Source organism: Allopusillimonas soli (genome assembly GCF_004153445.1).
Taxonomy (GTDB): Bacteria; Pseudomonadota; Gammaproteobacteria; order Burkholderiales; family Burkholderiaceae_B; genus Allopusillimonas; species Allopusillimonas soli.
In genome coordinates this window covers 75160-96880 of record NZ_SDQC01000004.1, presented here as the reverse complement: position 1 = coordinate 96880, position 21721 = coordinate 75160, and the positions used below count along the sequence as shown (strand labels likewise).

The 21721-nt window shown below is 63.6% G+C and carries 16 protein-coding genes; 11 read left to right on the top strand and 5 right to left on the bottom strand.

What is annotated here, in order from left to right; translation table 11 throughout:
* Positions 1–80: 80 nt before the first annotated feature.
* The 7 genes from gcl to araD all read left to right on the top strand — a co-directional run bounded on the left by gcl (position 81) and on the right by araD (position 10733).
* A complete protein-coding gene (gcl, locus tag ERD78_RS13310) occupies positions 81–1862 on the top strand; it encodes a glyoxylate carboligase (RefSeq protein WP_129969811.1) in 1782 nt (593 codons plus the stop codon).
* An 81-nt stretch (positions 1863–1943) separates the two neighbouring features.
* The gene (hyi, locus tag ERD78_RS13305) at positions 1944–2738 is read left to right on the top strand and encodes a hydroxypyruvate isomerase (protein WP_129969810.1); all 795 of its coding nucleotides are present in this window, start codon (positions 1944–1946) and stop codon (positions 2736–2738) included.
* 15 nt (positions 2739–2753) lie between these two features.
* The gene (locus ERD78_RS13300) at positions 2754–3644 is read left to right on the top strand and encodes a 2-hydroxy-3-oxopropionate reductase (protein WP_129969809.1); all 891 of its coding nucleotides are present in this window, start codon (positions 2754–2756) and stop codon (positions 3642–3644) included.
* Between the two features lie 20 nt (positions 3645–3664).
* Positions 3665–4939, top strand: coding sequence for a glycerate kinase type-2 family protein (locus tag ERD78_RS13295; RefSeq protein ID WP_129969808.1), 1275 nt, complete (start codon positions 3665–3667; stop codon positions 4937–4939).
* 7 nt (positions 4940–4946) lie between these two features.
* A complete protein-coding gene (pyk, locus tag ERD78_RS13290) occupies positions 4947–6449 on the top strand; it encodes a pyruvate kinase (protein ID WP_129969807.1) in 1503 nt (500 codons plus the stop codon).
* A 292-nt stretch (positions 6450–6741) separates the two neighbouring features.
* The gene (locus tag ERD78_RS13285; protein ID WP_129969806.1) at positions 6742–8904 is read left to right on the top strand and encodes a malate synthase G; all 2163 of its coding nucleotides are present in this window, start codon (positions 6742–6744) and stop codon (positions 8902–8904) included.
* 101 nt (positions 8905–9005) lie between these two features.
* Complete coding sequence (gene araD, locus ERD78_RS13280; RefSeq protein WP_129969805.1) at positions 9006–10733, top strand: L-arabinonate dehydratase; 1728 nt, start codon at positions 9006–9008, stop codon at positions 10731–10733.
* 36 nt (positions 10734–10769) lie between these two features.
* On the opposite strand, the gene ERD78_RS13275 is transcribed toward araD, so the two are convergent.
* Positions 10770–11960 (bottom strand): acetylornithine transaminase, encoded by a 1191-nt coding sequence (locus ERD78_RS13275; RefSeq protein WP_129969804.1) that lies wholly within the window; start codon positions 11958–11960, stop codon positions 10770–10772.
* 143 nt (positions 11961–12103) lie between these two features.
* Here ERD78_RS13275 and ERD78_RS13270 point away from each other — a divergent pair, with 143 nt between their 5' ends.
* Positions 12104–12985, top strand: coding sequence for an MOSC domain-containing protein (locus tag ERD78_RS13270; RefSeq protein ID WP_129969803.1), 882 nt, complete (start codon positions 12104–12106; stop codon positions 12983–12985).
* 7 nt (positions 12986–12992) lie between these two features.
* On the opposite strand, the gene ERD78_RS13265 is transcribed toward ERD78_RS13270, so the two are convergent.
* The 4 genes from ERD78_RS13265 to ERD78_RS13250 form a co-directional block, all read right to left on the bottom strand.
* The gene (locus ERD78_RS13265) at positions 12993–13655 is read right to left on the bottom strand and encodes an amino acid ABC transporter permease (protein WP_129969802.1); all 663 of its coding nucleotides are present in this window, start codon (positions 13653–13655) and stop codon (positions 12993–12995) included.
* Between the two features lie 6 nt (positions 13656–13661).
* Positions 13662–14474 carry a transporter substrate-binding domain-containing protein gene (locus ERD78_RS13260; protein ID WP_129969801.1) on the bottom strand — a complete coding sequence of 271 codons (813 nt, stop codon included), beginning with the start codon at positions 14472–14474 and terminating at the stop codon, positions 13662–13664.
* A gap of 238 nt (positions 14475–14712) precedes the next feature.
* Positions 14713–15885 (bottom strand): DNA polymerase IV, encoded by a 1173-nt coding sequence (dinB, locus tag ERD78_RS13255; protein WP_129970125.1) that lies wholly within the window; start codon positions 15883–15885, stop codon positions 14713–14715.
* A 39-nt stretch (positions 15886–15924) separates the two neighbouring features.
* On the bottom strand, positions 15925–16119 hold the full coding sequence (locus tag ERD78_RS13250; RefSeq protein ID WP_129969800.1) for a hypothetical protein: 195 nt from the start codon (positions 16117–16119) through the stop codon (positions 15925–15927).
* Here ERD78_RS13250 and nirB point away from each other — a divergent pair.
* From nirB to ERD78_RS13235, 3 genes are read left to right on the top strand one after another with little or no spacing between them, the layout of a single operon-like run.
* Complete coding sequence (gene nirB / locus ERD78_RS13245) at positions 16118–18550, top strand: nitrite reductase large subunit NirB (protein ID WP_129969799.1); 2433 nt, start codon at positions 16118–16120, stop codon at positions 18548–18550. The two genes, ERD78_RS13250 and nirB, sit on opposite strands and share 2 nt — an antisense overlap.
* A 48-nt stretch (positions 18551–18598) precedes the next feature.
* Positions 18599–18931, top strand: a complete 333-nt coding sequence (gene nirD / locus ERD78_RS13240; RefSeq protein ID WP_129969798.1) for a nitrite reductase small subunit NirD — start codon at positions 18599–18601, stop codon at positions 18929–18931.
* A 2-nt stretch (positions 18932–18933) separates the two neighbouring features.
* On the top strand, positions 18934–21720 hold the full coding sequence (locus tag ERD78_RS13235; RefSeq protein ID WP_129969797.1) for a nitrate reductase: 2787 nt from the start codon (positions 18934–18936) through the stop codon (positions 21718–21720).
* The last annotated feature ends 1 nt before the right edge of the window (position 21721 follow it).

Genomic DNA, 21721 nt, shown 5'->3' with positions numbered 1-21721 from the left:
GCGCAATTGGCCGCCCGCGCCGCTCGCGATCCGCGAACTCGCATGCCGCAAGAAGCATCCCCCGAACCCAAGGAGCAATCATGGCCAGAATGAGAGCCGTCGACGCCGCAGCGACCATACTGCAGAAAGAAGGCGCCAGTACATTGTTCGGCGTGCCCGGTGCCGCCATCAACCCCCTCTACTCCGCACTGCGCAAGCACGGCGGCTTTGAGCATATTCTGGCGCGTCATGTGGAAGGCGCGTCGCATATGGCGGAAGGCTACACCCGCGCGCGCGCCGGTAATATCGGCGTGTGCATAGGCACTTCGGGCCCCGCAGGCACCGACATGCTCACAGGCCTGTACTCCGCGTCCGGGGACTCGATTCCCATTCTGTGCATTACCGGGCAAGCGCCCCGCAGCCAGCTCCACAAGGAAAGCTTTCAGGCGGTGGATATCGAATCCATCGCCAAGCCTGTGACCAAATGGGCCGTGACCGTGCGTGAGCCCGCGCAGGTGCCTGGCACCTTCCAGCAGGCATTTCACATCATGCGGTCGGGCCGACCCGGCCCGGTGCTGATCGACTTGCCCATCGACGTGCAGATGGCCGAGATTGAATTCGATCCCGACACCTACACGCCGCTGCCGGTGTACAAGCCTGCCGCCACCGCCGCCCAGGCCATGCGCGCCGTGCAGATGCTAAACGAATCCGACCGGCCGGTCATTGTGTCCGGCGGCGGCGTATTCAACGCGAATGCGTCCGATCAGTTGCAGGCCTTTGCGGAATTGCTCGGCGTGCCGGTCATTCCTACTCTCATGGGCTGGGGCGTCATCCCCGATGACCATCCGCTGATGGCAGGCATGGCTGGCCTGCAGACCGCGCATCGCTACGGCAACGCCACGCTGCTGGCATCCGACTTCGTGATGGGAATCGGCAATCGCTGGGCGAACCGTCATACAGGGTCCACCGAAATCTATACCAAGGGACGCAAATTCGTTCATATCGATATCGAGCCGACACAGATCGGCAAGGTGTTCGGCCCGGATTTCGGCATCGTCTCCGACGCGGGCGCCGCCCTCGGCCTGATGATACAAGCGGCACAGGACTTGAAAAAAGCGGGCGTGCTACGGGACCGAAGCGCCTGGGTTCTCGAGTGCCAGGCGCGCAAGCGCGACCCCGCCATGCTGCGCAAGACGCGCTTCGACGACACCCCGCTCAAGCCGCAGCGCGTCTATCAGGAAATGAACGCCATACTTGGCCGCAACACCCGATACGTGGCGACCATCGGCCTGTCGCAGATCGCCGCGGCCCAGTTTCTGCACGTATACGGACCGCGCAACTGGATCAACTGCGGCCAGGCGGGCCCGCTGGGCTGGACTATCCCCGCCGCGCTCGGTGTGCGCGCCGCCTGCCCCGAAGATGAAATCGTCGCCATATCGGGCGACTATGACTTCCAGTTCATGCTGGAAGAGCTTGCCGTGGGCGCGCAGTTCAAGCTGCCCTACCTGCACATTCTCGTCAACAACGCCTACCTGGGCCTGATCCGGCAGGCGCAGCGCGGCTTCGATATGGACTACTGCGTGCAGCTGTCTTTCGACAACATCAACAACCCCGCCACCAAGGGGTATGGCGTGGACCATGTCGCCGTGGCCGAAGGCCTGGGCTGCAAGGCCGTTCGCGTGGAGCGCCCCGAAGACATTCAGCCCGCGCTCGAACAGGCTCGCAAGCTGATGCGGGAGCATCAGGTTCCTGTCGTCGTGGAGTTGATTCTGGAGCGCGTGACCAACATCGCCATGGGCGCCGAAATCGACAACATCAACGAATTCGAGCCACTGGCCGAGCAAAGAGAGGATGCACCCACCGCGCTCGCGCTGCTTGACTGAATACAGCGCCGGCCACGCCGCGAGCATGGCGCTCGCAGCATGAGCCGGCTCACAGCATCGACTGCAACAAGGAGTTTATCTATGCCCAGGTTTGCTGCCAATCTTTCCATGCTCTTCGGCGAGCTGAATTTTATGGATCGCTTCAAGGCTGCCGCCGACAACGGCTTTGCTGGCGTGGAGTATCTGTTTCCCTATGCCTACGATAAAAACGAGCTGGCCACGCAGCTGCATGAAAACGGCCTGCAGCAGGTACTGCACAACCTGCCTGCCGGTGATTGGGATGCAGGCGAGCGCGGCATCGCCTGCCTTGCCGAACGCAAGGGCGAATTCCAGGACGGTGTAGGGCGCGCAATCGAGTACGCCACCGCGCTGGGCTGCCCCCAGGTCAATTGCCTGATCGGCAAGACACCGACAGGTATCGATGCGGACGCCGTCCGTGCCACCGTCGTCGAGAACCTGCGTTTCGCAGCGGAAAAATTGAAGGCGACCGGGATCCGGCTGCTGATAGAGCCCATCAATACCTTCGATATCCCTGGCTTCCATCTCAGCCGCACAGACCAGGCGCGTGCCTTGATCGACGAAGTGGGCTCGGACAACCTGTTCATTCAGTATGACATCTACCATGCCCAGCGCATGGAAGGAGAACTGGCCGCCACTATACGGAACAATCTGAGCCGGATCGCGCACATCCAACTCGCCGACAACCCTGGACGCAACGAGCCGGGGACGGGCGAGATCAATTATCGCTGGCTGTTCGACCATATCGACATGTTGGGCTACGAAGGATGGATAGGCTGCGAATACAAGCCGCTGTCCGGAACCACCGAAGGCCTGGGCTGGATCCAGGCATTGCACACAACTGAACCCGCACTCTGAATCAAGGAGCATCACATGGCTGACATCGCATTCATCGGACTGGGCATCATGGGCGCCCCCATGGCACTGAATCTCATCAGGGGCGGCCACACGCTCCATACCTACACGCTTGGCGACACGCCCGCGGCCCTGATGGAGGCGGGCGCCAGCCGATGCGCCAACGCCGCCGACGCGGCAGCCAAGGGAGACATCATCATTACCATGGTGCCCGACACCCCCGATGTCGAGAAAGCACTGTTTGGGGAAAAGGGCGTGGCCAGCGGTTTGCGCAAGGGCAGCATCGTGGTGGACATGAGTTCTATTTCGCCGGTTTCAACCAAAGATTTCGCCAAGCGCATCAACGAACTGGGCTGCGACTACCTGGATGCGCCGGTTTCCGGCGGCGAAGTCGGCGCCAAGGCTGCGACGTTGACCATCATGGTCGGCGGCCCCCAGGAAGCCTTCGACAAGGTCAAGCCTCTGTTTGACCTGATGGGAAAGAACGTGACGCTGGTCGGCGCAAACGGCGATGGCCAGATCACCAAGGTTGCCAACCAGATTATCGTCGCACTGAATATCGCAGCCGTGAGCGAAGCGCTGCTGCTGGCCTCGAAGGCCGGCGCAGATGCCGGCAAGGTACGGCAAGCGCTGCTGGGCGGTTTCGCCAATTCGCGCGTGCTTGAAGTGCACGGAGAACGCATGATCAAGCGCACATTCGAACCGGGTTTCCGGATTGCCCTGCACCAGAAGGACCTCAATCTGGCGCTGAACACGGCGCGCCAGATCGGCGTCTCGCTGCCCAGCACGGCCGTGTCGCAGGAGCTGTTCAATGCCTGCGCCGCGCACGATGGTGCGGGATGGGACCACTCCGCCATGGTGCGCGCCCTGGAAAAGGCCGCCAACTATGAGATTGGCGGGCGAGCGTAGCACCCGACATAGCGACCGCCATGAAATCCGCACCACCCTTCATCCCGCGCGAACTGCTCGCCCGCATGTTTGCCGCAGCCGTGGAGGCCGCCCAGCCGGCGCGCTGCCTGCCGCCCTTCCTGCCCGCGCAGCCCAGAGGCCGGACTCTCGTCATCGGCGCGGGGAAGGCTTCGGCCGCCATGGCCCGCGTCGTCGAGGACCACTGGGCGGGGCCGCTGGAAGGGCTGGTCGTCACCCGCTATGGCCACGCGGTGCCCTGCCGCCATATAGAAATTGTCGAGGCCGCACATCCCGTGCCCGACAGCGCGGGCACGGAGGCGGCCCGGCGCATGCTGGCGATGCTGCATGATCTTACCCCCGATGATCTGGTCATAGGCCTTTTCTCGGGCGGCGGATCATCACTGCTTTCCTTGCCTGCGGAAGGCATTGCATTGCACGACAAGCAAGCCATCAATCGTGCGCTGCTCAAGTCGGGCGCAAACATCTCGGAAATGAACTGCGTGCGCCGCCACCTGTCCGCCATCAAGGGCGGCCGGCTGGCGGCTGCATGCCACCCGGCACGCGTGCTAAACCTGCTTATCTCCGACGTGCCTGGCGACCAAGCCGCCGATATCGCTTCGGGCCCGACCACGACCGACCATACCAGTTGCGCCGATGCTCTGGATATTGTGCGCCGCTATGGCATCGACCTGCCTGATGCGGCCCGCCAGCTACTGGAAAGCGGCGCTGGGGAGACCATTAAATCCAATGATGGACGCGTGTCCGGGGTTGAAACACATCTCATTGCCACGGCCCAGCATGCGCTCGCCGCCGCCGCTGCGGTCGCCCAGAAGGCGGGTGTACGCAGCCTTGTCCTGGGCGACCGTATCGAAGGGGAAGCGCGTGAGGTGGGCAAGGTCATGGCCGGCATCGCGCTGCAAACCCATGCACACCACCAACCCGTCAAGCCGCCCTGTGTGCTGCTCTCGGGCGGCGAGACCACAGTCACCGTGCGCGGCCAGGGACGCGGCGGCCGCAATGTCGAGTTTCTGCTGTCGCTGGCTGTGGCGCTGAATGGCGCGAGCGGTATTCACGCGGTTGCCGGCGACACTGACGGCGTGGACGGCCAGGAGGAGCGCGCAGGCGCATTCATCGGCCCCGACACCCTCGCTCGCGCCCTGGAGTACGGCCTGCGTCCTCGACACAGCCTCGAGAACAATGACGGCCATGGCTTCTTCGAAGCGCTGGACGATGCACTCATCACCGGCCCCACCTTGACCAACGTGAATGATTTCCGCGCCATCCTGGTGCTCTGAGACCGACATGACACAACCAAACGCGCAGCGCCGCGCCCGCATCGTTGCCACACTGGGCCCCGCGACATCCTCCATCGAACGTATTGCCGCGCTCCTGGATGCAGGCGTGAATGTCTTTCGCCTGAACTTCAGTCACGGCAGCCATGATGATCACGCCGAACGCCTGCGCACCATTCGCGTCCTGGAAGAACAGCGCGGGCAGCCTATCGGTGTTATCCAGGATCTCCAGGGCCCCAAGTTGCGCGTGGGAAGCATACAGGGTGGAAAAATCCTGCTGCAGGCGGGTCAGCCATTTCGCCTGGACCTGGACCCTGCCGCCGGCGACTCGCATAGAGTCAACTTGCCTCATCCAGAAATTTTTTCCGCCCTGCACGCCGGCACCGAACTGCTGCTTGACGACGGCAAGCTGCGCCTGCGCATCGATGCCTGCGGCGCCGATTTCGCCCAAACGACAGTCGTCGTGGGCGGACCGCTTTCTGATCGCAAAGGCGTCAACGTGCCGGGCGTCGTATTGCCCATCTCGCCACTGACCGCCAAGGACAGGGCCGACCTGGCATTCGGCCTGTCCCTGGGCGTGGACTGGATCGCCCTGTCGTTCGTCCAGCGGCCTGAAGATATCGATGAGGCCCGCGACCTTGTGAAGGGACACGGCGTTCGCATCATGGCCAAGCTTGAGAAGCCGGCGGCCATCGAACACCTGGATGCCATCGTGGACCGCGCCGACGGCATCATGGTGGCGCGCGGTGACCTGGGCGTCGAAATGCCGCCGCAAAGCGTGCCCGTGCTGCAGCAGCGCATCGTGCGTGCCGCCCGCAATGCCGGCCGCCCCGTCATCGTGGCGACTCAAATGCTGGAATCCATGATTGCGGCGCCGGTACCCACGCGCGCCGAGGCCTCCGACGTAGCCAACGCCGTCTACAGCGGCGCCGATGCCGTCATGCTGTCGGCGGAATCCGCGTCGGGACAATATCCCGTCGAGGCGGTGCGCATCATGGCTGGCATCATTAGCGAAGTGGAACGGGATCCCGCCTGGCGCGCCGGCCTGGATGCCACGCACAGCGCCGCGCAGGCCACGACACCCGATGCCATCTGCTGCGCGTTGCGCCGCGTGACGGCGCTGCTTCAGTTGGCCGCGACAGTGGCTTACACCGCCTCGGGTTTCAGCGCCTTGCGCGCCAGCCGGGAACGCCCCACGGCGCCCATACTCGCACTCACGCCCAGCCCCCTGGTCGCGCGCCAGTTGGCCCTTGCCTGGGGCGTGCATCCTCTTGCTTTCGATGCGCAACTGGACAGCCCGTCCGAAATGATGGAACAGGCTTCGGCGGCCGCACTGCGGCAAGGCCTGGCTGCCGATCGCGACCACATCGCCATCGTTGCCGGACTGCCCTTCGGCTGCAGCGGCAGCACCAATCTTCTGCACATTGCCGCAGTGAATGCGGGCAGCCTGGCAAGCCTGCCGGCGCCCGCCCCCCGGCAGGCCGCCAGCGCGCACGAAACGGTCATCGTTTGAACACTGCGAAAATCAAGCCGGACGGGGAGGGCAATGCGCTCCCCGTTTGCGTTGGTTAACCGGCCCGCCTGGTCCCGCTCAATATCCAGGTCTTATAGTAGACTGTAGCCACGGCGCCCTGATCGGCGTCCGCCAAAACAACAAAAGCCCGAGTGCAGCCAGCCCACCAGGCTGGCATATCCGCATCCGCCAAGCCATCCACGCGCATGGCGCAGCCCATGCAACGGCTGCGCCATGCGCGATACGGGCCACAATGCAGGCAGTAAACAGTCAGATATAACGAGGAAACCACATGAGCGAGCGAACGCCTTGCAATCGGCTGCAGGTTGCGACCGAACTGTACGAATTTATCGAGAAACAGGCTCTTCCCGGCACAAACGTCGATGCGCAGGCCTTCTGGGCGGGATTCGACGCCCTGGTCCATGATCTGGCGCCGCGCAACCAAGCCCTGCTGGCCGAGCGCGACCGTCTCCAGGGCGAACTCGATGCCTGGTATCGGAATAATCCCGGTCCGATCAAAGATGCGGGCGCATACCGCGCCTTCCTGGAAAGCATAGGCTACCTCAAGCCCGCTCCCGCCCATGTGGCGGTCAAGACCGAGCGCGTGGACACTGAAGTCACCGCACAGGCAGGCCCCCAACTGGTCGTCCCCATCACCAACGCCCGTTACGCGCTGAACGCCGCCAATGCCCGCTGGGGCAGTTTGTACGACGCGCTCTACGGCACCGATGCGATTTCCGAAGACGGCGGCGCCACCCGCGGCGGCGGCTACAACCCGGTGCGCGGCGAAAAGGTCATAGCCTTCGCGCGCAAGTTCCTTGACGACAGCATTCCGCTGGCCAAGGGTTCCCACGCCGACGCCAGTGCCTACTCGGTCCACGAGAATGCCTTGCGCGTTACCTTGGGCGACGGCAGCGCCACCGCGCTCGCTGATCCAGGCCTGTTCCTGGGCTGGCGCGGCGATGCGAGCGCGCCCGAGGCGCTAGTGTTCCGCCATCACGGGCTTCACTTCGAAGTCCAGATCGACAAATCGCACGCGATTGGCGCTCAGGATAAGGCTGGCGTCAAGGATGTTGTCCTGGAGTCGGCCATCACCACCATCATGGACTGCGAGGATTCCATCGCCGCGGTCGATGCCCAGGACAAGGTGCTGGCCTACCGAAACTGGCTGGGCCTGATGCAGGGCAATCTGTCCGAGGACGTGTCCAAGGGCGGCAAAACCTTCACACGCAAGCTCAACCCAGACCGCAGCTATACAGGGGTCGATGGCCAGACGCATACCCTGCATGGCCGTTCGCTGATGTTCATCCGCAACGTCGGACACCTCATGACCAATCCCGCCGTGCTTGACGAGCAGGGCAACGAAGTGCCCGAAGGCATCCTGGATGCTGTCTTCACGTCCCTTATTGCCATGCACGATCTGAAACACAAGGGCAATTCGCGGGCGGGCTCCATCTATATCGTCAAACCCAAGATGCACGGACCCGACGAGGTCGCTTTCGCCAACGAACTCTTTGCTCGCACCGAACAGTTGCTTGGCCTCGCGCCCAATACCATCAAGATGGGCATTATGGACGAAGAGCGCCGCACCAGCGTGAACCTGAAAGGTTGCATCGACGCGGCCCGCGAGCGGGTGGCATTCATCAATACGGGCTTTCTCGACCGCACCGGCGATGAAATCCACACCTCCATGGAGGCCGGCGCCATGGTGCGCAAGGGCGATATGAAGCGCAGCGTGTGGATAGACGCCTATGAGCGGAACAACGTACAGACCGGCCTGGAATGCGGCCTGCGCGGCCAAGCCCAGATCGGCAAGGGAATGTGGGCCATGCCCGATCTGATGGCCGACATGCTGGCCCAGAAGATCGGGCACCTCAAGGCTGGCGGCAATACGGCATGGGTGCCGTCGCCCACCGCCGCCACGCTGCACGCCCTGCATTATCATCAAGTCGATGTCCAGGAAGTCCAGCGCAGCATGGAAGGCAGGCACGAAGACCTTCTGGACGGCATCTTGACGGTGCCTGTCGCAGCCGACACCAACTGGTCCGACGAGGAAAAGCAGCAGGAGTTGGACAACAACGCTCAGGGCATACTGGGCTACGTCGTGCGCTGGGTCGACCAAGGTATTGGCTGCTCCAAGGTGCCTGACATCCATGACGTCGGCCTGATGGAAGATCGCGCCACCCTGCGCATCTCCAGCCAGCACATGGCCAATTGGCTGCGCCATGGCATCGTCAGCCGCGAACAGGTGCAGGAAACCATGCAGCGCATGGCCGCAGTGGTCGACAAACAGAACGCTGGCGACCCGAACTATCGTCCGATGGCAGGCAATTTCGAGAAATCAGCGGCCTTCCAGGCCGCCTGCGACCTGGTATTCAAGGGGCTTGAACAGCCGAACGGCTACACCGAGCCGCTCCTGCATGCCTGGCGCCAGAAGGTCAAGGCCGGCGCCTGACAACACAGTCCCGCGACCGCGGCCGGCATTGCGCCGGCTGCGTCGGCGAAAAGCAACGGCGCCATCCGCAGTGGCACACATCATAATCTCAGGAATATGTCATGAAGAAACCTGAAACACTGCGCAGTGCGCGCTGGTTCGCGCCGGACGACCTGCGCGGGTTTGGGCACCGCTCCCGCATCATGCAGATGGGCTACAGCCCCGAAGACTGGGCTGGCAAGCCCGTGATCGGCATCATTAACACCTGGTCGGACATCAACCCCTGTCACGCGCACTTCAAGCAGCGGGTCGAGGATGTCAAGCGCGGCGTTCTGCAAGCGGGTGGCTTTCCCGTCGAGCTGCCCGCGCAGTCGCTGGCCGAACAATACGTCAAGCCTTCCACCATGTTGTACCGCAATCTGCTTGCCATGGAAACGGAAGAGCTCATCCGCTGCCATCCCATCGACGGCGCGGTGTTGATGGGCGGATGCGACAAGACCACGCCGGCCTTGCTCATGGGTGCCACCAGCGCAGGCGTGCCCGCCATCTATGTGCCCGCCGGCCCCATGCTGCGCGGCAACTGGGAAGGCAAAACTCTGGGATCGGGCTCGGATGCCTGGAAGTACTGGGACGAACGCCGCGCCGGCAACATCACGCCCGTGCAGTGGCTGGGCATTGAAGGCGGCATAGCGCGCTCTCATGGGCACTGCATGACCATGGGAACGGCCAGCACCATGACGGCCATTGCCGAAGCCATCGGCATGTCGCTGCCCGGCGCATCCTCCATTCCGGCGGCCGATGCGAACCATATCCGCATGTGCGCCGAGTCGGGCCGGCGCATCGTCCAGATGGTGCTGGAAGACCTGACGCCGGACAAGATCCAGGTGCGCGCCGCCTACATCAACGCGATACACGTGGCCATGGCCATGGGCTGCTCGACCAATGCGATCATCCACCTGGTTGCGATGGCGCGGCGCGCCGGCTGCAACATCGGCCTGGAAGACTTCGACGCGGCCAGCCGCAATATCCCTGTCATTGCGAATATTCGGCCCAGCGGCGATACCTATCTGATGGAGGACTTCTATTATGCCGGCGGCCTGCGCGCCCTGATGGCGCGGCTCAAGCCGCATCTCGACTTGGGCTTGATGACCGTGAGCGGCAAGACGGTAGGAGAGAACCTGGAAGGTGCCAGAGTCTACAACGACGACGTTATCCGCAGCCTTGACAATGCCATCTACACGGAAGGGTCGCTGGCGGTATTGCGCGGCAATATCGCTCCCGACGGCTGCGTCATCAAGCCCGCGGCAGCTGATCAGCGCCTGTTGCAGCACACGGGCAAGGCGTTGGTGTTCGACAGTTATCCAGACATGAAGGCGAGGATCAACCGCGCCGATCTGGACGTGTCGGCAGATCATGTGCTCGTACTGCGCAATGTGGGCCCGCAAGGCGGGCCAGGCATGCCTGAATGGGGCATGATCCCCATTCCGCAGAAGCTGGTGGAGCAGGGCGTGCGTGACATGGTTCGCATCTCGGACGCGCGCATGAGCGGCACCAGCTATGGCGCCTGTATTCTTCATGTGGCACCCGAATCCTTCATTGGCGGCCCGCTGGCCCTGGTCCAGACGGGCGATGAGATTTCCATTGACGTGCCGGCCCGCCGCATTCATCTCGAGGTATCGCCCGAGGAGCTGGCACGACGCAAGGCCGCCCATGCGCCACTTCCACCCCGCTATGAACGCGGCTATGGCTGGATGTTCACCCGGCATATCCAGCAGGCGGACAGCGGCTGCGACTTCGACTTTCTACAAACCGGTTTTGGCCAGCCGGCTGGCGAGCCCGATATCTTCTAGAAGAATACGACAGACGCAGCGCCGAGCCGGTGCACCCTAGCTGCGCACCTTGGCGATGACTTCGTCCAGGCGCGCCAGCATGGTGTCCATGTCTTGCTCAGTGACATTCAAGGCCGGCATGAAGCGCAGCAGATTAGGGCGAGGCGCATTCAATAACATGCCCTCGGGTGCCCAGTTGCGTGCGGCGTCGACAATGGCCGGGCCTTCATCGCGGCCAAGCAGCAGGGCGCGCAGCAGGCCTTCGCCACGCTCGCCACCCATGCCCCACTTGGCGGAAAGATCCCAGAGTCCTTCGGACAACTGCTGTGCCCGCGCCTGCACCGAGTCCAGGAAACCGGGTGCTGTCAGCGTATCGAATACGGCGATGCCGGCCGCCGTCATGAGCGGATTACCGTTGTAGGTGCCGCCTTGGTCGCCATGCGCGAATACCGAGACCGCCTCGCGCGCGCATAGTGCAGCCAGCGGCACGCCCGCGCCAATGCCCTTGCCCAGCGTCATGATGTCGGGCTCCACGCCCGACAGCTCGTAGGCAAACAACTTGCCTGTGCGGCCGTAGCCGGTCTGCACTTCGTCCACGATGAGCAGCAGGCCGTGCTCGTCGGCCAGCGCGCGCAGGCCTTGCATGAAGTCGCGTGTGGCGGGAATGACGCCACCTTCGCCCTGGACCGGCTCGAGCATGATGGCCACCGTCTGGTCGTCGACGAGGGCGCGTACCGAATCCAGGTCGTTGAGGTCGGCCTTGGGAAAGCCATCGACCTGGGGCGCGAAGATGCGGTCCCAGCCCGGCTTGCCTGAGGCCGACATCGTGGCCAGCGTACGGCCATGGAAGCTGTGGTCCATGGTGATGATTTTATAGGCGCCGTTGCGCTTGAGCTGGCCCCACTTGCGGGCGAGCTTGATGGCGCCTTCGTTGGCTTCGGCGCCACTGTTGGCAAAGAAAACGCGATCGAAGCACGATGCCGACGTGATGCGCCGCGCCAGGTTCATGGACGGTTCGTTGTAGAAGGCTGGCGAGGGATTCAGCAGCGTCGCGGCCTGCTGCTGCAACGCCTTGACCACGGGCTCCGGGCAATGGCCCAGGCAGTTGACCGCCCAGCCCTGGATGAAGTCGAGATATCGTTTGCCCTCGTGGTCCTCGAGCCAGGAGCCTTGGCCTCGCACGAAAACCAGCTCAGGCCGCGAGGTGATTTCCATGAGAGCGTCTGCGCCCGACCGATCGAAGTTCATGATGCCTTCCTGTGCAAAAGTGATGAAAGCCAGCCCATGCGGGAATTTTAACCTGCCTGTCTGGGCAAAAGCTGTATTATGCGCCAGAAGACCTTTCCATATTGCCGCCGCGGTTGCCGGCTCCCCACTCCCCTTCCGTTTCCATGAGCGTTCGCATTCTCAGTCTGCACAGTTATCCGGTCAAATCCTGCGCCGGCATCAGCCACGAAGAAGCCGCCGTCAGCCAGGGCGGCATGCCGCTGGATCGCCAATGGGTCATCGTTGACCACCAGGGTATTTTCATGACGCAGCGCACCTGCGCGCGCATGGCGCTGATACAGCCCAGCCTCCAGCACGGCACTCATGGCGACCTCACACTGAACGCCCCAGGCATGCCGGCAATCGTCATTCCCTGGCTGGTCGACACGGCGCACCCACCGCGTGTTCATGTGCGCATCTGGGCGGCCGACACACTGGGCTTCGATGAAGGCGACGCCGCGGCCCAATGGCTGGAGACCTTCCTTGGCGTACCCTGCCGCCTGCTGCGGGTGCACCCCGAAGCGCAGCGCATTGCCAGCCCGGATCATGTCGACTTCTGGCGCGAGCGTCATCAGGCCTGGGCACCCGGATTTCCAGCCCGCCATCAGTTCGGATTTGCCGATGGCTTTCCTTTTCTGATCTGCAATCAGGGCTCGCTGGACGAATTGAACCAGCAGCTCGCCGAAAGAAGCGTGGCGCCCGTGCCCATGAACCGCTTCCGGCCCAGTATCGTGGTGGAAGGGCTGGACGGCTACGAAGAAGACTATCTGGGCGGCATGCAAATCGGCTCGCTCACCTTCGCATTCGTCAAGCGGTGCGCCCGCTGCCCCATCCCCAACATAGATCAAGCCACGGCTATATCGGCTCCTGAGCCTGGCATCACCCTGGCGAGGCATCGTCAGTTTCCCGAAGGTGTACTGTTTGGCGTGAACGCGGTGGTCGGCGGGGCGGGGCCGGGCGCCATCTTATGCGTGGGCGATGCGGTGGAGCCGGAATACGATTTGTAGTGCGGCCTCAGGCGCTGCGGGTGGCACGCCCGAAATGCCTTTCCAGACGCGCCTGCACCTGCTCCAGTATCAAACAGAGCACCCAGTAGATGGCCGCAGCCGCCAGATATAGCGGCAGTGGCTGGAATGTGGTGGCGATGACATCCTTGGTGGCCAGCAGCAGTTCCGTGACCGTGATGACAGACACCAGCGACGTATCCTTGATCAGGCTGATCAGGGAGTTGCTCATGGCGGGAACCGCAAGCCGAAGCGCCTGCGGCAAAACGACATAACGCAGGTTCTGCCAATAATTCAGTCCCAGGCTGTACCCTGCCGACCACTGTCCTGCGGAAATCCCCTGAATCGCGCCGCGCAGGCTCTCGGAAATATAGGCGCCGGCGTTCAGGCTCAGGGCAATGATGCCCGCCGTCAGCGGCTCGAATGAAATCCCTATACTGGGCAGGCCGTAGTAGATGATGAACACCTGCACCAGCAGCGGCGTGCCGCGCATCATGCTGACGTACACGATCGCTGGCACCTGCACCGCCCGGCTGGGAATGATGCGGGCCACGGCAAGGATAAAACCCACCACCAGCCCGCCGAACATCGCCGAGAATGCGAAGATGAGCGTATAGAGCGTGCCCTTGAGCAGGATGGGCGCGGCCAGGGCCAGCAGGTCGACGAGATTCATGGCCGCTTACTGCCCGGGCTTGCGCACCTTGCTGACATCAATGCCGAACCACTTGGTGGAAATGCGGGCGAACGAGCCGTCCGCAAAGGCGTCCTGCAATGCCTTGTTGATGGCCGCTTCGAATTTGGGATTGCCCTTGCGGAACGGAATTCCGTTGAAGCGTGGCTCTCCCACGATGGCGCCACCCCGAATGGGCAGATTGGCGGTCTTGACCAGGTAGGCTGTCATGAGCTGGTCGTTGAGCGCCGCATCGATGCGCCGGTTGACCAGATCGGAAAGATACTCGGGCGCGCCCGGGTAGCTCTTGACGATGACGCCTTCCTGCGCCTTGGCGAGCGCCTCGTAGTTGCTGCCTTGGCCCACCCCCAGCTTCTTGCCCTTCAGGTCGGCGAAAGTCTTGTACTGGCTGTCGTCATCCTTGCGCAGGATGAGCTGCGGGCTGGAGGCCACGTAGGGCACCGAGAAATCGAAGGCCTTTTTGCGCGCATCGGTAATGCCGACCTGATTGACAATGACATCAAACTTGCCCGAGCCCAGCCCCGCCAGGATGGCGCTCCATTCCGTCTTCACAAACTCCGCCTTGACGCCCAGGCGCTCGGCAATGAGTTTTGCGACATCGACGTCGAAACCGTCCAGCTCGCCCGTCTTGGCATCGACATAATTGAAGGGAGGGTAGGTGCCTTCCAGACCAACGATCAAGGCGCCGCGCTCCTTGACCGTATCAAGCAAGCCGGCAGCCTGCGCCAGCGGCGCGGCCAACAACGGGGTAACGACGATAACGGCGGCTGCGAGGCCGCGCAGCAATGCGGAAAGCTTCATTGATTCTGTCCTGCGGAAAAAGCGTTGAAGCAGGTCGGGGCAGTGCACCATCGCCGCCCTCCGACCTGCCGGAATCCACATGCTAGCAAGCCCCGCACCCAATACATAACGAATGGATACTTACTTATATATTTCTCGTTGAAATAAGTGTAGCGCAGACTCTGTTTGTTTTGTTATTAGTGTTGCGCCTGCACACAGGGCGTGCCGGCGGCCGCAGACGCTGCCTTCCCCACCTTCTTCAGTACAGGCTGAGCTGGGTCCCGGCACGCGTGGAATCGTTCCGCTTTTCGAGCGCGCTGATGCGCACGCCGAGCAAGCGAAGCCTATGGTCGAATGCAATGCGCTTGAGACAGGCGCGAGCCCCGCGCAGCAAGGCGGCCGCATCGGCAACGGCATCCGGCAGCGTCAGGTCGCGCGTCACGGTGCGGAAATCATCGAAGCGCAGTTTCACCCCGACCGTGCGCCCCAGATAGCCTTTGCGCTCCAGGTCGCCCTCCAACTGGGTGCAGAGGCGCACAAGTATGGTTGAAAGCTCGGCCCGGTCGCGCCGCACATCCAGGTCACGCTCGAAGGTTGTCTCGCGGCTTATGGACTTGGGCACGGACCATGTGCGCACCGGCCTGTCGTCCACACCTTGGGTTACATCGAGCAGCCAGCGCGCATAGCTCAGCCCGAACTGCGCCTGCAGCAGAGCGGGAGGCGTCTGCGCCAAACGTGCAATCGTGTCTATGCCAAGCGCGCGCAGGCGCTCTGTGGCCTTGGGGCCGATGCCATTGACCTTGCTGACATCCAGTGGCCAGATGCGGCGCTGCAGATCGCCCGGTCCGATGATGGTGATGCCATCGGGCTTGTCCAGCTCGGAAGCCAGCTTGGAAAGCAGCTTGTTGGGCGAAATACCGATGGAGCAGCTGAGCCCGGTGGCCTGCTTGACCGCTTCTTTCAGGCGCCGCGCAAGCGTCAGGCTGTCTTCGGGCAGCGCAGTCAGGTCGATATAGATTTCATCGATGCCGCGGTCTTCGATGTGCGGCGCAATGGCCGCCACGGCCTGCTTGAAGCGGCGCGAACAGTCGCGATAGGCCGCAAAATCGACCGGCAGCAGAACCGCATCCGGCGCCAACTGGGCGGCTTTCATCATGCCCATGGCGGAAAACACGCCCAGCGCACGCGCCTCGTATGTGGACGTGGTGACCACGCCCCGTCCCGCATAGGTGCGCAGGCGGTGAAAGCTGCGGCTGCCATCCGCATTGACGTGCGGCTGGTACCGGGTGCCGGCGCCTATGACGACGGGGAGGCCGCGCAGCTCCGGATAGCGCAGCAATTCCACCGACGCATAGAAGGCGTCCATGTCGAGATGGGCAACGCGTCGGGATGGCGCGGCACAGGCGGGGGCGGCTGCGGAAGGAGGCTCCATGGCGGCGGCGCGGCTGTATGAATAGACAGGCATTATAGGTCAAGGCACACGGGCGGTGCCATGCACCGGATTGCGCACGGTGTTGGTGCAGGGCAACAATGGCGCGCGGCGCTGGCCCGCCTCGCGCGCCCTGCGCGACGGCGGAAGCGATTGGCATGGAACTTGCGTGAACGTGAAGCAAGGGCGCCCATCGACCGCGCGTCCGCCAACCCCGCTATCGGTTTGCAACTTCATGAAGAAACATAGACTCGTCGTCGTCGGCAATGGCATGGCCGGCATACGTACCCTCGAAGAACTGCTCAAGATCGACCCGGATCTTTACGACATCACAGTATTCGGCGCCGAACCACACCCGAACTACAACCGCATCCTGCTCTCGCCGGTCCTGACTGGAGAACAGACGCTAACTGATATCGTGCTCAACGACCTGGACTGGTACCGGGACAACGATATCGCCTTGCATACCGGCAGCACCATCACGCGCATAGACCGGGGCCGGCGGACAGTCTCAACCGACACAGGCCTGACGGCGCAGTACGACCGCCTGCTGCTGGCGACCGGATCGCGCCCGTTCATCCTGCCGGTGCCTGGCAAGGACCTGGATGGTGTGGTCGCCTTTCGCGATATCGGCGACGTCAACCGCATGATCGAGGCCGCCGGCCGCCTGCAGCGCGCCACCGTCATCGGCGGCGGGCTGCTGGGACTCGAAGCCGCGAATGGGCTCGCTGTGCGCGGCATGGATGTGACCGTGGTGCATCTGGGCGATGCGCTGCTGGACAGGCAGTTGGATGGCGATGCCGCCGCGCTACTTCGCACCCATCTCCAGGAGCGCGGCCTCAAGTTCCTCATGGGATGCCAGACTGAAGCCATTCTCGGCAATGCGCATGGCGCCGTGTGCGGCATTCGCTTCGCGGACGGCAGCCAGATCGACACGGACCTGGTGGTAATGGCCGCGGGCATACGGCCCGATACCGCGCTGGCCGAAAGCGCCGGCCTGCACACAGATCGCGGTGTGGTGGTCAACGACACCTTGCAGACTTTCGATCCGCGCATCTATGCCGTGGGCGAATGCGTCAGCCATCGCGGCACCGCCTACGGGCTGGTGGCGCCGCTGTTTGAACAGGCGCGCGTTGCCGCCAATCACCTTGCCATGCTGGGCATAGGCCGCTATGCCGGCAGCATTACCTCCACCAAGCTCAAAGTCACCGGCATTGACGTCTTCTCAGCCGGCGACTTCATGGGCGGCCCGCAGACGGAAGCCATTACGCTGGCCGACCCGGTGGGTGGCGTCTACAAAAAGCTGGTGATCCAGGACGACAAACTGGTGGGCGCGTGCCTCTACGGCGACACGGTCGACGGCGCCTGGTACTTTCGCTTGATCCGAGAAGGCAAAGCCATAACCGGTCTGCGTGACCATCTGATGTTTGGCGAGAGCGCGGTCGGAGACACCGGGCATGCCGGAGAGAACAGCGTGGCAGGCCTGCCGGACAGCGCCGAGATCTGCGGCTGCAACGGCGTATGCAAAGGCACCATCGTCAAGGCCATCCGCGAACAGGGCCTGTTCACAGTGGATGAAATCAAGAAGCACACCAAGGCCGCCAGCTCTTGTGGCTCGTGCACGGGCCTGGTCGAGCAGATACTGGTGAACTGCGTGGGAGGTGCCGCCGACATCAAGCCCTCCACAGAAAAAGCCATTTGCGGCTGCGCTGACTATACCCATGCAGAGGTGCGCAAGGCCATCCGCGAACAGCATCTGACCAGCGTAGCAGCCGCCATGCATTTTCTCGAATGGCGCTCCCCGGACGGCTGCGCCAGCTGCCGCCCGGCACTGAACTATTACGTGCTGTCCACGTGGCCTGGCGAAGCGCGCGACGATGGCCAGTCGCGCCTGATCAACGAGCGCGCCCACGCCAACATCCAGAAGGATGGCACGTATTCCGTAGTGCCGCGCATGTGGGGCGGCGTAACAACGCCCGCCGAACTGCGCCGCATCGCCGATGTGGCCGACCGCTACAAAGTGCCCATGGTGAAAGTCACTGGAGGCCAGCGCATCGATCTGCTGGGTGTGCGCAAGCAGGACCTGCCCGCTGTCTGGAAGGATCTGGACATGCCATCGGGCCATGCCTACGCCAAGGGTCTGCGCACCGTGAAGACCTGCGTGGGCAAGGAATTCTGCCGTTTCGGCACGCAGGACTCAACCGCAATGGGCATTGCCCTTGAAAAAGATCTGGTGGGCATGGGCAGCCCGCACAAGGTAAAGCTGGCCGTATCCGGATGCCCGCGCAACTGCGCCGAATCCGGCATCAAGGATATCGGCATCATTGCCGTGGACTCGGGTTGGGAACTGTACGTGGGCGGCAACGGCGGCATCAAGACAGAGGTTGCGCAGTTCTTCGCGAAAGTACAGACGCCCGACGAAGTGCTGGAATACTGCGGTGCATTTCTGCAGCTGTATCGGGAGGAAGGTTTCTATCTGGAGCGCACCTGCCATTATCTCGCCCGGGTCGGCCTGGCGCATGCCAAGTCACGCGTGGTGGAGGATGCTGCGCTGCGTGCCGCGCTGTATGCACGGCTGAAGTTTGCGCTGTCCTTCCACACCGATCCATGGGCCGAGCGCATCCAGGCAACGCCCGCGCGCCGTGAGTTCGAGACGCTGAGCGCATAGCGTCCGGATCCACATAGACCACAACATTTCTTACAGGAATTTCCGACCATGACCGACGCACTTGAATGGACCGCGATCTGCGGCATCCAGGACATTCCCCGTTCGGGCGCGCGCGCGGTGCGCAAGGCGGGCCAGGAGCCCATTGCCGTTTTCCGCGCCTCAGACGATCATATCTTCGCCGTCGTGGACCGATGTCCCCATCGGGGCGGACCGCTCTCAGACGGCTTGGTGCATGGTCATGCGGTAAGCTGCCCACTGCACGGCTGGAACATCGATCTGACCAGCGGCAGGGCTCGCGAGCCCGATGAAGGATGCGCCCGCATCATCAACGTGCGCGTCGAGGACGGGCGCATCTACCTTGCACTGCCTGCGGAACGATGACCATGTCCCGCGCAAATCCCGGACCTCGCGCCCCATCAAGGGCAGCCCGGAACGCATTGCCCCCGGAATACATATCGGCGGCCGGAGACGACGCGCGCGTAACGCGGTCCATATGCTGCTACTGCGGCACGGGCTGCGGCGTGCGCATACACAGCTCGGCTGGGCGCGTACTGACTGTCGACGCAGACCCACTGCATCCTTCAAACCAGGGCCTTCTGTGCAGCAAGGGCCGGGCGCTGGCCGGCACAGTGCATCATGATGGCAGCCGCGTCCTGTCCGCGCAGTGGAGAGGCTCACGCAGCGAGCGCCGACGCGACATCGCCCTTGACGAGGCCTACGATATCGCGGCACGCGAACTGGCGCGTATTATCGAAACGCACGGACCGAATGCCGTTGCGTTCTATGTATCGGGCCAGTTGCTTACCGAGGATTATGCGGTCTTCAACAAGATGGCGCGCGCACTGGTGGGCACCAATAACATCGATACGAACTCCAGGCTGTGCATGTCCAGTGCCGTGACGGGCTATAAGCTCACGCTGGGCGCCGACGCGCCGCCCGCCTGCTACGACGATCTGGCACTGGCCGACACTGTCCTGATCGCGGGCGCCAATCCAGCCTTTGCGCATCCCGTGCTGTATCAGCGGCTGGCGGCCGCCAAGGCCGCGCGGCCGGACATGAAAGTCATCGTCGTCGATCCACGCCGTACCGACACCTGCGCGCTGGCCGATCTGCACCTTCCCATTCTGGCAGGCAGCGACGTTGCGCTCTTTCATGCCATGCTCAACATCATGGTGTGGGACGGCCTGGTGGACGACGACTACATCGCCCGGCACACCGCCGGCTTCGCGCCGCTCAAACAACGCATCCATGAATTCACGCCTGGCGCCGCCGAGAATATCTGTGGCGTGCCGGCCCAGGACATCGTCAAAGCCGCGCACTGGTTTGGCCGCGCCGGCTCGGCGCTGTCGCTCTACGCCATGGGCCTGAATCAGTCCAGCAGCGGTACAGCCAAGAATACGGCGCTCATTCACCTGCATTTGGCAACCGGGCAGATTGGCCGGCCTGGCACAGGCCCGTTCTCCTTGACCGGACAGCCCAATGCCATGGGAGGACGCGAGGCCGGCGCCATGGCCACGCTGCTGCCGGGGCATCGCGACCCCGGCAACGCTGCTCACCGTCATGAAGTCGCCAGGCTCTGGGGCGTGGACAGCCTTCCCGAACTGCCCGGCAGGACAGCCCTGGATATATTCGAAGGCCTGCGCCAGGGGCGGGTCAAGGCCGTATGGATCGCCGCCACCAATCCCGCGCAATCGCTGCCTGACCAGGCCCGCGTACGGGCCGCGTTGTCGCGAGCGGAGTTGGTGATCGTACAGGAGGCCTTCAGTCATGCGGAAACACTGGCTTACGCGGACTTGGTACTGCCCGCCGCCACCTGGCCGGAAAAAAGCGGTACGGTCACCAACTCCGAACGCCGCATCAGCCGGGTTCGAGCGGCCATTACCCCACCCGGGGATGCGCGTCCCGACTGGCAACTGGCGTGCGCCGTGGCGCGCAGGCTGGCGCGGCGCATTGCGCCCTGGAAGGCCGCGCTGTTCGACTATGACGGCGAAGCGGCCATCTTCGCCGAACATGCGCGCATGACGGCCGGACAGGACCTGGACTACAGCGCATTGACACATGAAATCCTGGATCGGGACGGGCCGCTGCAGTGGCCCTACAAGCCAGGCAAGGCCCCCGACCCCGCCGCGTCGGCCCGCCTATACCAAGACGGCGTGTTCCCCACCGGGGACGGAAGGGCCCGTTTTCATGACGGCGGCTATGCGCCGGTAGCTGAACCGGTGTCGGCGCAGTATCCATTGCGGCTGACTTCGGGCCGCATGCGCGATCAATGGCACAGCATGACGCGCAGCAGTCTTGAAACCGCGCTGACCCGCCATGCCGAGGAGCCGCGCATTTATCTCCACCCGTCGGACATGCGGCGCGGCCGCGTGTCCGACGACGACCTCGTGCGCGTGCGGACACGCCGGGGGGTACTGGTGCTGCCCGCCAGGCAGGATGACGCCCTGCGGCCCGGCCATACGTTCCTGCCCATGCACTGGGGCAGCGCCTTTATGGCGGGCGACGGCATCAATGCACTGACCAGCAGCGCCCGAGACCCGCTGTCGCATCAACCCGAACTCAAACACAGCGCGGCCAGCGTGCAGGCCGCGCCGTTCGCCTGGTCGGCCCAGGCCTGGTTGCATGGGCCCGCCCCCGCACTGCGCCTGCGCCTCATGCCCTGGCTGCGACGTTTTCCATTTGCCATGCTGCTGCCCAGCGCAATGGGCGGCGAAAGCGTGCGCCTGAGGATGGCCGGCGACACCCCTCCCGCCGCGGATACGCTGCATGAACTTGCATGCGCGCTGGAACTGCGGGAGGCCGATCTGTCCTTTGACGATCCCGCACGCGGCATCGTCCGGCGCATCAGGCGACAGGGTTCGGCACTGCATGCCTGGCTGCTGGCCGGCGACGTGCGCGCCGCCCCCGCCCTGCTGCAATGGGCGGACAGCGGCGAGGCGCCAGCCAGCCCCGGCCAGATACTCATGGGCCGCGCGTCAGCCGCGCCCCGACCCGCCATCGTCTGCACCTGCGGCAACGTCAGCGACGCGGCAATCCGCCAGGCGCTGGACGAAGGCATGGATGTGGAACAGGTCAAGACCACACTTCAGTGCGGTGTTTTCTGCGGCGCCTGCGTGCCGCAGATACAGCGTATGGCAGCAGAACCCAGGGCACGGCCCTTGACGGCATGAA